This window comes from Achromobacter sp. LC458 (assembly GCF_001005835.2).
Lineage (GTDB): Bacteria > Pseudomonadota > Gammaproteobacteria > Burkholderiales > Burkholderiaceae_B > Achromobacter > Achromobacter spanius_B.
This window is the reverse complement of the sequence record NZ_LBHW02000011.1, coordinates 151295-164136: the sequence shown is the minus strand read 5'-3', so window position 1 is coordinate 164136 and position 12842 is coordinate 151295. Positions and strand designations below refer to the sequence as shown.

Genomic DNA, 12842 nt, shown 5'->3' with positions numbered 1-12842 from the left:
CGACGCCGCAGTCGCACCAGCCTGCTCTTCTTCGCCATCACCGCCGTCATCTACGCCGGCTTCATCCTGACGCTGGCATTCGACCCCGTCTTCTTCGGCAGCCCCGTGCCGGACATGACGATGAGCATTGGCGTGCTGACCGGCACGTTGGTCGTGTGCAGCGCCGTGGTGTTGATTTCCGCTTACGTGCATATCTCCAATTCCGTGTTCGACCCGCTGTTGGCCGCCATCATCAAGGACGTGTCATGAAAAACAAGAAACTGGGCGCCGCATTGATTTTCATATCGGGTTGCGCGCTGGCCGGATCGGCACGCGCCGCCACCACCGGCCAGGCCAGCATGTCCGCCATCGTCATGTTCCTGACGTTCATCGCGGGCACCATGGGCATCACCTATTGGGCCGCCAAGCGCACCCGCACCACGTCTGATTTCTACACCGCCGGCGGCGGCTTGTCGGGGTTTCAGAACGGGCTGGCCATCGCGGGCGACTACCTGTCCGCCGCCTCGTTCCTGGGCATCGCGGGCATGGTGTACGTCAGCGGCTTCGACGGCATGATCTACGCCATCGGCTTCTTGTTCGGCTGGCCCGTGGTCATGTTCCTGATCGCGGAACGGCTGCGCAACCTGGGCCGCTACAACTTCGCCGACGTGACCTCGTTCCGGCTGGCGCAAACGCCGATGCGAGTGCTGGCCGCCAGCGCATCGCTGCTGATCATCGCGCTGTACCTGATTGCGCAGATGGTGGGTGCGGGCAAGCTGATCGTGCTGCTGTTCGGGCTGGACTACAACGTGGCCGTGGTCATCGTCGGATCCCTGATGATGATCTACGTGGCCTTCGGCGGCATGACGGCCACCACCTGGGTGCAGATCATCAAGGCCGTGCTGATGCTGCTGGGCGCCACATTGATGACGGTGCTGGTCATGGCTGCGTTCAGCTACAGCCCCGACGCCTTGCTGGCCGAAGCCACGCGGGTGCACCCGTCCGGCCGCGAACTGCTGGCGCCGGGCGCGCAGGTCAGCAGCAACCCGCTTAACGCCTTGTCGCTGGGTATTGCGCTGGCGTTCGGCACGGCCGGCCTGCCGCATATCCTGATGCGATTCTTCACCGTGTCCAACGCGAAAGAAGCACGCAAATCGGTCATCTACGCCAGCTCGTTCATCGGCTACTTCTACCTGCTGACGTTCATCATCGGCTTTGGCGCGGTGGCGTTGCTGGTACGTCATCCCGAGTATTTCGTCACGGGAGCCGACGGGAAGTTCGACATGCTGAAAAGCCTGATCGGCGGCACCAACATGGTGGCGGTGCACCTGGCCAACGCCGTCGGCGGCAACCTGTTGCTGGGCTTTTTGGCGGCGGTAACCTTCGCCACCATCGTGGCGGTGGTGGCCGGGCTAGCGCTGGCCGGCGCGGCGGCCATTTCGCATGACCTGTACGCCAACGTCATTGCACGCGGCCGCGCCACTGAACGCCAGCAGATGCGCATTTCACGCTTGTCCACCATCGCGCTGGGCGTCATGGCGATCTTGCTGGGCATCGTGTTTGAAAACCAGAACGTGGCCTTCATGGTGGGCCTGGCGTTCGCCATCGCGGCCAGCGCCAACTTCCCGGTGCTGGTGCTGTCCATTTCGTGGCGCGGCTGCACCACGCGCGGGGCCACCATCGGCGGCTTCCTGGGGCTGGCCAGCGCCACGCTGTGGGTCGTGCTAAGCGACACCGTCTGGGTGGATGTGTTCGGTTTTTCCACCCCCATCACGCCCTTTCCGAACCCCGGCATCCTGTCCATCCCGCTTGCGTTCTTCTCGATCTGGCTGTTTTCAAAGTTGGACAACAGCCCGCGCGCACAACAAGAAGCCGCGGCCTTCGACGCGCTGACCGTGCGCAGCCAGACGGGCATCGGCGCCACCACGGCGGTTGCGCATTGAACGCCGCGCATGAATACGGACATGAACAGGAACATGAACATGCACCGTGCCCGATAACGATCTCCCATCAACCGCCCCAGGAGCCCTAATGGAACCCATCCCCGATCGCTACCCCGTCCCGCAAGGGTTTGCCGGGCCGCAGACGGTGACGCAGGAGCAATACGCGCAGCAGTACGCGGCGTCCTTGCAAGACCCCGACGCGTTCTGGGCAAACGCCGCCAAGCGCTTGCAGTGGTATCAGGAACCCACCCAGATCCGCGACGTGGACTTGTCGGCCGATAACTTTCACATCCGCTGGTATGCCGATGGCGAGCTCAACGTCAGCGTCAACTGTCTGGACCGGCACCTGGAAGCGCGCGGCGACAAGGTCGCGCTGATCTGGGAATCCGATGCCCCCGACCTGCCCTCGCAACGCATCACGTATCGCGAGCTTCACGCCAAGGTCTGCCAGATGGGCAACGCGCTTCGCCGCCAAGGCATCGGGCGGGGCGACCGCGTCACGATCTACCTGCCCATGATCGTCGAAACCGTCGTGGCGTTGCTGGCCTGCGCGCGCATCGGGGCCGTGCACAACGTGGTGTTCGGCGGTTTCGCGCCCGCTTCCATCGCGGACCGCGTGCGCAACTGCGGCGCTAAAGCCATCATCACCGCCGATAGCGGCCGTCGCGCGGGCCGCGGCATCCCCCTGAAAGACAACGTGGACGCCGCGCTGAACATGCCGGGCATGGAAGGCGTGCGTACCGTGCTGGTGGTGCCCCACGCCGGCACGCCGGTCACCATGACCGCCAACCGCGACCACTGGCTGGATCAGCTGATGCAAGCCGAGTCCACCGACTGCCCGCCCGAGCGCATGAACGCCGAGGACCCGCTGTTCATCCTGTACACGTCGGGCAGCACCGGCAAACCCAAGGGCATGCTGCACACCACGGGCGGTTATCTGGTCTACGCCGCCTACACGCACGCCGCCATCTTCGACATCCGCGACAGCGATGTCTTCTGGTGCACGGCCGACGTCGGCTGGATCACCGGCCATAGCTATCTGGTGTACGGCCCGCTGGCCAACGGCGCCACCACCGTCGTGTTCGAAGGCGTGCCCAGCTACCCGGACGCCTCGCGCTTCTGGCAGGTTATCGACAAGCATGCCGTGACCATCTTCTACACCGCTCCCACCGCCATCCGCGCCCTGATGCGCGAAGGCCCGGGCCCGGTGCTGCGCACGTCACGCCAGTCGTTGCGCTTGCTGGGCACCGTGGGCGAACCCATCAACCCCGAAGCCTGGCGCTGGTATCACGGCGTGGTGGGCGCGGGCCGTTGCCCCATCGTGGACACGTGGTGGCAGACCGAAACCGGCGGCATCCTGATTTCGCCGTTGCCCGGCGCCAAGGCCGCCAAACCCGGCGCGGCCGGCACGCCGTTCTTCGGCATCCGGCCCGAGCTTGTTGACGTCAAGACCGGCGCCATCATCGAGGGCGCCGGCGAGGGCAACCTGTTCATCCGCGACTCGTGGCCGGGGCAGGCGCGCACCGTGCACGGCGACGAACCGCGCTATATCCAGAGCTGCTTCAAGGATTACCCCGGCATGTACTTCACGGGCGACAGTTGCCGTCGCGACGAAGACGGCGACTACTGGATCACCGGGCGCGTGGACGATGTGCTCAACGTCAGCGGGCACCGCATCGGCACCGCCGAACTGGAAAGCGCGCTGGTGCTGCATCCCAAGGTGGCGGAGGCCGCGGCCGTGGGCTTCGCGCATGACATCAAGGGCCAGGGTATCTACGTGTATGTCACGCTGAAGGCGGGCGCGGAACCGTCCGATGCGCTGCGTCACGAACTGGTGGCGCACGTGCGCCGCGAGATCGGCCCCATCGCCACGCCCGACCATCTGCAATGGGCGCCCAGCCTGCCCAAGACGCGCTCGGGCAAGATCATGCGGCGCATCTTGCGCAAGATTGCCGAGAACTCCGTGGACGATCTGGGCGACATCACCACACTGGCCGATCCGTCGGTGGTGCAGGCGCTGGTCCGCGAACGGCGTGTGGCATGATCGGCCGATGCCTGTCCTGCTTATCGCCGATGACCACCCGCTGTTTCGTGAAGCCCTGCGTGGTGTGATCGGCCGGGTCTTTCCCGGCGCGGTCATCCACGAGGCCGACCAGGTCAGCGTGCTTTACGACCTGGTCGATTCCTGCCCCGACGCCGACCTGCTCTTGCTGGACCTGGACATGCCCGGCTCGTCGGGCCTGGGGCCGCTGAAGCAGTTGCGCGGCCAACATCCGCAACTGCCGATCGTCATTGTGTCGGCGCATGAAGATCCGCTGCTGATACGGCGGGCGCTGGATCACGGCGCGATGGGCTTCATCCCGAAATCGTCCGATGCGCAAACGCTGCGCACGGCCCTGATCCACGTGATGGACGGTGGCGCCTGGGTGCCAGGCGCCACCCCTGCCGCCAAGGCGTCTGCGGCACGCGAACCCATGATGGCGGCTAGCGTACGCGAACTGACGCCACAGCAGTTTCGCGTGTTGCAGATGGTGGGCGCCGGGCTGCTGAACAAACAGATCGCGCATGAATTGCAGGTGTCCGAAGCCACCATCAAGGCGCACATGACGGCCATCATGCGCAAGCTGCGCGTGTCCAACCGGACGCAGGCGGTATTGATCGCCGAACGCCTGGGGCTGGGCACCTGGCGTTGCGGCATCAAGGTTTGAGCGTGGCCTGAGCGCGCAGTTTTGCGGCCAGGAAGGCGCGCAGCGACGCGGGCTTGACGGGCTTGGCCAGCACCCGATAGCCGCGTAACCGCGCAGCCTGCTTCAAGGCGCTATCGCCATCCACCGACAGCAACGCGCCTCGTACGGACGGCGCGGCCGCGCGCAGCGCATCCAGGCTGTCCAGGCCGTCAAGGCGGTCGCGCAAGTGATAGTCCACCAGCAGCACGTGCGGTTGATGCCGCATCATCGACAGCGCCTCGTCCAGCGTGGCGGCGCACAGCACGCTGGCCTGCCAGCGGCCCAGCAGCGCCTGCATGCCGCCCAGCACGTCGGGGTCGCTATCCAGGCACAACACACGCAGGCCTTGTAGCGAGCCATGCGACAGCGGGCGTTCCAGGCGCGGCGGCGGCCCTTGCAGGCACGTGTTTGATCGCGGCACGCTGATCGAAAACACACTGCCGCGCCCAACGGCCGATCGCGCGTCCAGCGGATGCCCCAGCAGCGAGGCAAACCGCCGGCAGATGGACAGGCCCAGACCATACCCGCGAAGGAGCTCGTCCTGCCCCGGGGCGTGGCGCTGAAACTCGTCGTAGACGGTGCGTAGCTGATGGGGCGCAATCCCCGGCCCGGTGTCCCAGACCTGCAAGCGCACGTGCCCGCCGCAGGGCCGCGCGCTTAACAGGATGCGGCCGCTGCGCGTGTAGCGCAGCGCATTGGCCAGGAAGTTCTGCAAGATGCGGCGCAACAGGCGCGGGTCGCTGCGCACCGGCAGCGGGCGCCTGGCATGCAGGCGCAATTGCAAGCCCGCCCGCAGCGCGACCAGGCCGTACTGGTCCGCCAGTTGGCGCAGCAGCGGTTCGACGTCGAAGTCGCAAGGCTCTGCCTGCAACATGCCGGCGTTCAAGCGCGACACATCGAGCAAGCCGTCAAGCAGCTCTTCGGCCGCGCGCAGTGACGTGTTGATCCGCCCGGCCAGGTAGCGCTGTGCCTCGGGCTCATGTTCCTCGTTCAGCGCCGACGCAAACAAGCGCGCCGCGTTGATCGGTTGCAGCACATCGTGACTTACCGCCGTCAGAAACTGCGTGCGTGACTGCTGCGCCGCCTCGATCTGGCGGGTGCGCGCGCTGACACGCCGCTCAAAGGTGTCATGGATGTCGCGCAGTTGAAGCTGCACGCGCTTGAAGTCGGTGATGTCGCGGTAGCTGGTGACGTAGCCGCCTCGCGGTAGCGGCCGGCCCCGAAGCTCCACCACCCGCCCACACCGCAACGTGCGCTGGCCACGATAGACGGTGCCCGCCCGCATGAAGCCGACCCGCTTGCGCACGACCGCTTCGATATCCAGCCCGGGGCCAGAGCCAAATTTGCCACGCCGCGCGTTGAAGCGGATCACGTCCGCGACGGGTCGGCCGACTTTGAGCAGGCCGTCCGGATAGTCAAAAAAATGTTGATATTGCCGATTCCACGCCACCAGCCGCATACGGGCATCCACCACGCTGACGCCCTGATCGATGCTGTCCAACGTGGCCAGCAGGTCGGGCACGCGGGGCAGCGCCCCCGCGCCGGGCCGAAAGCGTCCCGCCCACCGAAGCGCGGCAACCGCGAGCGGGGCAAGGGCGAACAAGGCAAGCGCAAGCCAGCCCAGCGTCATGGCGCAAGTCTCCTGCATAGGGGGCGGGCCGAGGGCGCAAGTTGTAATTGTGATGATGCCCGGCGGCGTTGCGCATTATGACGCGGGCGCGGCGGCGAACGCGCTCCGGGCTGACGTCCGGCCTGCAATATCAGACAAGTACGAAGCCGCCGGGCGGGCAAGCCCGCCATACCCTTTGCACCGGCCGCCGCCGGTGGCTGTACGCCGCTGAAGGCCCAGGGCAGTGATAAACTCTGGCCCGGTCGCCACCCCATGCGCGACCCCAGCCTGACCGTCTCGCCGTAGTTAACGGCGCATCCTACAGGCCGGAGAGCCGCATAAACATTAGGTTTCTGCGATCTGCTGTAGTAGTTTTGTAGTAGTTGCTTCCAGGCACTCCCCTCAGCATCTCGGCCACCACACGGGCCATCTTCGCGCCCGATCTTCCCAACCCGATATTGCTACAGCGCCATCGTGCCCCATTTCGCGACTCGATGCGGCCGCGTCGGCCTGGCCACGTTTGCTGTCGCCACCTGCAGGTGCGCGCGCCTGGGCGCCGCCGGCGGCGGCCGCGTCAGAATGGCCACGTCCACCGTCGCCACCTGCAGGAGCGTGCGTCAGGGCGCCGCCGCCGACCGCCGCGCAGGCTTGGCCAGGTCCAGTGCCGCACACCTGCAGGCGCTTGCTTGGACGCCACCACGGGCCGCCATGAGGGATGCGCTGAACAGGAACGCGAATAAGCAACCGGCGGGCCAAGCGGCCATTCCCAACATTTCGGGAGGGGCTGGGAAAAACCTAACCTTCCTAACCATCCATAGTGAAATCGCCGGAGAGCCTTTATTCATGCGGGTTTCCGGAGTCCCTCAAAACCTAACTTTTTCCTAACTAAAGCCTAACCTGGTTAGGTTTCTATACCCTAACCTTATAAAAAATAGATATCTATATAAATCAATTACTTACGATGCGGTTAGGTTTTAGGTTAGGTCAGGTTAGGTTTTTACCCTAACCGATATTTCCCTTACGATTCAAATAGTTATTCCCCATTTCTGGGGTTGGTTAGGAAGGTTAGGTTTTCCCCAGCCCCTCCCCAATACTGCGCAAATATTGCCCGCACCTAAAAGTCCGGGCCGCCGACCAGCAACGGCGCGCGTTGCGAGCCTTGAAATTGAGGCGGTACACAATCGAAACCGTCTGGGCTAGAGTGGCGTCTTCAAAACCGGGATCCAGGGATATGGGCGAAGCTCGCAAGCATCACTACATTTCGCGCTGCTACCTTCAAGGCTTCACACACAACGGAGCGAAAAAGTCCCAACTTTTCGTTGTCAGCCTCGCTGAAAATAAAGTCTTCCAGAGCAATGCCAGCAACGTGGCCCACGTGCGTGATTTCAATCGCCTGGAAGGTCTGCCTGCCGGCGCACTCGACAACGCGTTAGGCCAATTCGAGGGGATGGCCTGTAGCGCCTTACGCCATATTGAGACTAGCCGCGCTGTACCAAGCGACGAACAATGGAACTACGTTCTGAACTTGGCGGCGCTTTTTGCTGTGCGGCACCCAGCCCAGCGAGAAAACACCAGGCGGTTTATTGCAGACGTCAGCGAGCGCGTGTTTGACCTGCTGATGGCCAAACCGGAACGCTATTACGAGACTATCGAACGCGCCCGGGCCGCAGGCTATGTGTCAAATGGCCGAGAAATATCTTTTGAGGAGATGAAGGATTTTCACGAAAGAAAACAGTACGACATCTCCGTTTCCACTGATTTCCATGTGAGGCAGGAAATGAAGGTATTGGACGTGGTGCTGGATACGTTCTCAAGACGACATTGGACGCTTCACGTTGCCGGCCAGAATGCAGGCCACTTCGCGACCAGCGATAGACCTCTCATGCTGATGAACAACGACAGCACCCCGCCTACTTTCCGGCGCCCGATCGGACACGCGACGCGGGGCACGATGGTCGTGTTCCCGATCAGCAAATCGGTCCTGGCCGTGGGCAGCTACGACAAACCGCCCGCCCCTGTCAGCCTACGTGCAGCGGACAGAGAAGCCGTGGCTCGATTCAATGGCATAACGGCACGATATGCAATCCGCGAGGTATATGGCTCCGACGCCCGCTTTCCAGTCAAAATTGGTCAACGGACTTCTGCCGGGGGCGACATGCTCAAGAATTTTAGGCTGGTCACCGCCCCTTCGTTTTAGTACGCGCGGGGGCCTCGCTCGACTGGCTCAATAGCGGCCGAGTTCCCCATTTTCGTAGCGGGCAATATTCTTGTTAGATACCTCCAACAGATGCACGCCGTCGGCACCCTTTAACAACGAAGGATTCGCGTCGAGGACTGCACGCGCCCAATCTTGCAATTCGATGCTTTGTAATGGCCCTCCACTGCGAATCGTCGTCAACATATCCCGCATGAACAATCTATGAAGCACTGGCGCGTCGCTTGGGAAATACAAGGCGTGCTGCTGTTGAACGGTAAATGCCGCGAGTAGGTCGAGTTCTTCGAATGCCAGGCCCTCAAAGCGATCCTTCAGCCGGCGTCTGTAGTGGATTGCGTCTCGCAACCACCCGAATCCCACAATGACGACTTGTATGGCGAACAAGGTCAGAAAAAAGACCGAGGCTATCAACAATATGCCGCTATACGAATCGGGAAGACTAATCGTGTCTCGCATGAAATAGGGCGCGGCGCATGCTACGCCAGCCGCAAGAGACACCGTTTTCGGCGAAGTCGCCAGCATCTTAAAAAAGCCTTGCACATCCTCCGACATATGTACCCCATGAGTTTCGCAAAGCGCCGAGCGTAGCACCATGTCACGCCAGGTCGGCAAATGCGTCGCACGTGCGTCGTTATGCGTCGCACTTAAGGTGTCACTCGCAACGCGAAGGGCGCGCCAACTATGGCGGCGCAGGGTGACGCATGATCGAGTCATTTCACGCACATTTAGCGCGCAGGCGCGGCGGGGGGAGAACTGCGCGCCAGGACTCGCAGCAGGGTTACAGCCTTACGAGACGACCCAAGGTCGTCTCGATTGCGCTCGGCATTGAGGTGCCCGCAAGCTTAGACCGGGCAGTTAGGGGGCGCGGCCTGAGTGTCTTGGGGTTTCACGCCCGTTCTTACCGGTGCTATGTAACGCACACCGCCCGGCGGCGATGAGCCTAACGCCGGGCGCCATTCCCAGCGCGCAGACTCTCTTTAGATAAGGTTGGGGGAGTACGATAGGGACTTGCCACGACCGTTTCGCGTCTAGATGCTAGGGCTGTAGAAGCGTTTATGGGGCCTATAAAAGGGATCACCGCTATGCGCGTTCTGATCGTTGACGACGACTTAAGCACTGCCGAACTGACTGCCGAATGCTTGATGCTGCACGAGGACGTCACTGTCCAGATCGTCAGTACCGGTGAGGCTGCACTGCGGTCGGTTGCGGTGAACGTGCCCGATGCGATTTTGCTGGATGTCGAGCTGTCTGAAGGCTCCGGCCTTGATCTGGCTCCAGATCTTCATACTCTGTCTCGCGGACGTGCCCGCATCATCGTGTTCAGCGGTAACGTTCCCAATTCCGATTTCGGCTGTTTGCCCCCAGGCGTAGACTGCTGGCTTACTAAGCCCGCAAGCCTTGCTGACCTTCAAGCGTGTATCAGAGGAAAGCCCTCTCGACTTGTATGAAGCGCTCGCGGCGAAGCCAGGCAGGAAAGGCGGCGGGCTAGAGCGCATGGCATAGGCGAAAAAAAGCCCCGCGTGCGGGGGCTGATCGTCGTCGAGGTGGAGCCTTTATACGTGCGACGGATGGGCGCCGGCGTCTTCTTTTGTATCGACCCCGACAACATAGGGCTTGAATTGCATCACTGGCATCCCCAGCCATGCATTCAATTCGGACAGCCTCCCTTGAAGCGGCTCGATCTCGTTGCGCGCGAACACCTGGGCGGCAGGCATTACCGCGCCAAATCCGCCCGTGTTGCCGGGCACGATGCCCATGAGCTGCGGTGGCACGCGGTGCGCCGCCAGCACATCATCGCGGGTGACCGCCTTGATATTCAGAAACTCGTCTTTGGCCGCCACCTCGCTGAGCGGAATGATCTGCACGCCTTCTTTCTTCCCGTTGGGGGAGTGGAGAAACAGATTACGGAAGTTGCCCCGCCCCTTCGAATTTTTCAATGCCGTGCGGATGGAATCGACGTCTTCCTGGCTTGCGCCGTCATCGGTGAAGTACATGATGAAACCCGCGTGACTGCCGTTGTTGTAGTAGCGCCGCCGGAACAGCGTGGCGCTTTCGTTCAACCATGCGCTTTGAAGCGTACTGAGGTATTCCGGCAGCCCGTAAACCTCCTGATTGATGTCGGCCTCTCGCAAATGCCAGATACTGCCGGGTTCGAATGGATGCTCGATGCGCGAGTGCGGCACAAAGAAGTGCGTGCCGGGTTCCACGCCCACTCGCGTGAATTTGGCCAGCGAATGGCGTAAGCCGACCACCCTTCCCGTGCGGCTGAGACGCCGCTCAATGAAGGCGTTGCCGAAGGTCAGGAAATTGAGCGCAAGCTCCTTGACCGTGGCGGTGGGCAATAACGGATGCGGAATGTAGGTACTGGCCAGCACGTTCGCCTTGAAGTAAATGGCGCTGCTGTGGTGCGTGCTGGCGCGGAACGATTTGGCCAGGCCTTCAAAACTAACGGGCGGCTCGTACCAGCGTCCGTTGTCCAAGCACTCCAAATAATCCAGAATGTCGCGCCGATCCATGACGGGTACAGCGTCGTCAAAAGTGAAGGTGTCAGCGGTCACGCGCGACGCGGCGCCGGCGCTGCGCGCCATCGGGGCGCCGTGATGATCGACGAGGGTACTCATGAATTGATCTCCAATATTGTCCGGCCTGCGCTGTCGCCCGCCAGGGATTCATAATCGAGCGAATGCATGCTCGCCCACGCAAGATCCGCGTGGCTGGTTTCTTTTGCGCGGCCGGCGGTATAGGTAACGGCGTTGCCGCTCGCGGTGATGGTCTTGCGGATCGCCATGAATGCAGCCGCGATATCGTTCATCCCGGCATCAAACAGAAAGCGGCCTGCGCGTATCAGCTCCTGCGCTTTCAGCACAAGACGCGTTTTCACCTCGGGGCTGTAGATGATCTTTCGCACGCGGGGGAAAAACTTTTTCACGAGCTGATATACGCCATGCCCCAGGCCGGTAGCGTCAATCGCAATGTCCACGACGTTGTATTGCTGCATGAGCTTCTTAATGCGGTCGGCCTGGTCCTCGAACTCTTCGCCGCGTAGTTGGTAACGCTCAAGGACGCGGAAGGGGCCGCCTGGCTTCGTGGGCAAGGCCATCACGACGAGGCCGGCCGAGTCGCCGGATAACGAAGGGTCGTAGCCGATGGAAACCGGATGCAAGCCGTAACGTCGCAGGCCGAACCAGTTCACGTCCGTCCAATCAACCATGGCGTCAACCATGCAGGACTGCATGACCTTTAGCGGGAACACGCTGGCCGTGTCGTCAATGAACTCGCACATAAGAAGGTTGGCGAATTCGTCGGGGCTGTACTCAAGTCGCAGCTCGTCAATGTCGAACAGATTGCAGCCCCCCGCCTCGGCATCAAGGATGGTGACAATCTGCCGCCACTTCCGATCCGACGCGAGCATGCCGTCCTTCAAGGTGGCATGGCTGACGTCAATGCTGGCGCGCTCCGCTTTCGGCCTGCGCTGGTTGAATTGGTCCCCGTTCCACAGCTTGAAGGCTTCATGCGACATCGAGGATGGCGTACTGAAGTACGTCTTGCGGTACTGCTTATGCAACGCCATCGCGCTGGCGACTTTGTTCAGGTCGGTGAACCGAGGCACCCAAAAATATTCATCGAAGTAGAAGTTGCCATGGTGCCCTTGCGCGGTACGTGCATTCGTGCCCAGGAATATGAGCTGCGCGCCATTGGGCAACACGATTGGATCGCCCTTCAGGTCTACGTCTGCATGCTCGCGCGCGAAGGCGATGATGTACTGCTTGAACACATGCGCCTGCGCTTTCGACGCGGACAGGAAGATTTGATTGCGCCCGGTGGCGATGGCATCAAGCAACGCCTCGCGCGCGAAGTACCACGTGGCCCCAATCTGGCGGCTCTTCAGGATCATCCGGGTGCGCTGATCCGCGTTGCGATACCAGACCTTCTGATAGCCGAATATCTCGCGCTCAAAGGCCTGAAGCAGCTTGGCCGCCTGCTCTTCGCTGATCGCGTTGCGCTCGGGCTTCTTCTTCGGGCTTGCGTTGCGACGTTCGATATTCGGGTTTAGGTCAGATTCCCTACCCCCGGTTTCGTACCGACGCACGCGTGTAGTGCGCTCAAGCTGGCGGCCTAAAAGGTCGATCTCTTTGAAGTCGATGCCTTCCTTGCGTTCCTTGGCAATAAGCGTAGCAAGCCTTGTTTCGAGGCTGCTTTCGATCTTCTGCGCTGCGGTCGCCTCGTCCCATTTATCCCGGGTCTTCCAGCTGTGGACGGTAGTGCGTTTCTCGCCCAGCTCACGGGCGATAGACGACACGCGCCACCCCATCCAGTAGAGGTGTCGCGCGCGGCGGCGCGGGTCAAGAGGTTCCGTGATTTGCAACATG

10 protein-coding genes are annotated in these 12842 nt (G+C 62.1%); 6 read left to right on the top strand and 4 right to left on the bottom strand.

The genetic code is table 11. The features are described from left to right. The 4 genes from YH64_RS12190 to YH64_RS12175 all read left to right on the top strand — a co-directional run. Positions 1–249, top strand: a 249-nt coding sequence (locus YH64_RS12190) for a DUF485 domain-containing protein (RefSeq protein ID WP_143215344.1), incomplete at its 5' end; no start/stop codon positions are given. Beyond that, positions 246–1922, top strand: a complete 1677-nt coding sequence (actP, locus tag YH64_RS12185; RefSeq protein ID WP_046804484.1) for a cation/acetate symporter ActP — start codon at positions 246–248, stop codon at positions 1920–1922. The genes YH64_RS12190 and actP, both read left to right, overlap by 4 nt. Positions 1923–2010: 88 nt before the next feature. Continuing rightward, entirely contained in the window at positions 2011–3966 is a 1956-nt protein-coding gene (acs, locus tag YH64_RS12180) for an acetate--CoA ligase (protein ID WP_143215343.1), read from the top strand. A gap of 7 nt (positions 3967–3973) precedes the next feature. Beyond that, positions 3974–4630: a response regulator transcription factor gene (locus YH64_RS12175; RefSeq protein WP_046804483.1), complete on the top strand. Its 657-nt coding sequence runs from the start codon at positions 3974–3976 to the stop codon at positions 4628–4630. Here YH64_RS12175 and YH64_RS12170 read toward each other — a convergent pair. Further along, on the bottom strand, positions 4620–6278 hold the full coding sequence (locus YH64_RS12170; protein ID WP_052946002.1) for a hybrid sensor histidine kinase/response regulator: 1659 nt from the start codon (positions 6276–6278) through the stop codon (positions 4620–4622). The two genes, YH64_RS12175 and YH64_RS12170, sit on opposite strands and share 11 nt — an antisense overlap. A gap of 1210 nt (positions 6279–7488) precedes the next feature. Between YH64_RS12170 and YH64_RS12165 the strand changes: the two genes are divergently transcribed. Further along, complete coding sequence (locus YH64_RS12165) at positions 7489–8454, top strand: DUF4238 domain-containing protein (RefSeq protein WP_046804482.1); 966 nt, start codon at positions 7489–7491, stop codon at positions 8452–8454. A 27-nt stretch (positions 8455–8481) separates the two neighbouring features. Here YH64_RS12165 and YH64_RS12160 read toward each other — a convergent pair whose 3' ends face one another. Then, positions 8482–9186, bottom strand: coding sequence for a super-infection exclusion protein B (locus YH64_RS12160; RefSeq protein WP_082134448.1), 705 nt, complete (start codon positions 9184–9186; stop codon positions 8482–8484). A gap of 368 nt (positions 9187–9554) precedes the next feature. Here YH64_RS12160 and YH64_RS12155 point away from each other — a divergent pair, with 368 nt between their 5' ends. Further along, positions 9555–9920, top strand: a complete 366-nt coding sequence (locus YH64_RS12155) for a response regulator (RefSeq protein ID WP_185975370.1) — start codon at positions 9555–9557, stop codon at positions 9918–9920. A gap of 105 nt (positions 9921–10025) precedes the next feature. On the opposite strand, the gene YH64_RS12150 is transcribed toward YH64_RS12155, so the two are convergent. Next, on the bottom strand, positions 10026–11093 hold the full coding sequence (locus YH64_RS12150; RefSeq protein WP_143215342.1) for a phage portal protein: 1068 nt from the start codon (positions 11091–11093) through the stop codon (positions 10026–10028). Next, complete coding sequence (locus tag YH64_RS12145) at positions 11090–12841, bottom strand: terminase large subunit domain-containing protein (RefSeq protein ID WP_046804503.1); 1752 nt, start codon at positions 12839–12841, stop codon at positions 11090–11092. The genes YH64_RS12150 and YH64_RS12145 overlap by 4 nt, the downstream gene beginning before the upstream one ends. Position 12842 lies beyond the last annotated feature (1 nt).

Coding starts and splice junctions, on each gene's coding strand:
- actP (WP_046804484.1), top strand. CDS start 246: ATGAAAAACAAGAAACTGGGCGCCGCATTGATTTTCATATCGGGTTGC.
- acs (WP_143215343.1), top strand. CDS start 2,011: ATGGAACCCATCCCCGATCGCTACCCCGTCCCGCAAGGGTTTGCCGGG.
- YH64_RS12175 (WP_046804483.1), top strand. CDS start 3,974: ATGCCTGTCCTGCTTATCGCCGATGACCACCCGCTGTTTCGTGAAGCC.
- YH64_RS12170 (WP_052946002.1), bottom strand. CDS start 6,278: ATGACGCTGGGCTGGCTTGCGCTTGCCTTGTTCGCCCTTGCCCCGCTC.
- YH64_RS12165 (WP_046804482.1), top strand. CDS start 7,489: ATGGGCGAAGCTCGCAAGCATCACTACATTTCGCGCTGCTACCTTCAA.
- YH64_RS12160 (WP_082134448.1), bottom strand. CDS start 9,186: ATGACTCGATCATGCGTCACCCTGCGCCGCCATAGTTGGCGCGCCCTT.
- YH64_RS12155 (WP_185975370.1), top strand. CDS start 9,555: ATGCGCGTTCTGATCGTTGACGACGACTTAAGCACTGCCGAACTGACT.
- YH64_RS12150 (WP_143215342.1), bottom strand. CDS start 11,093: ATGAGTACCCTCGTCGATCATCACGGCGCCCCGATGGCGCGCAGCGCC.
- YH64_RS12145 (WP_046804503.1), bottom strand. CDS start 12,841: ATGTTGCAAATCACGGAACCTCTTGACCCGCGCCGCCGCGCGCGACAC.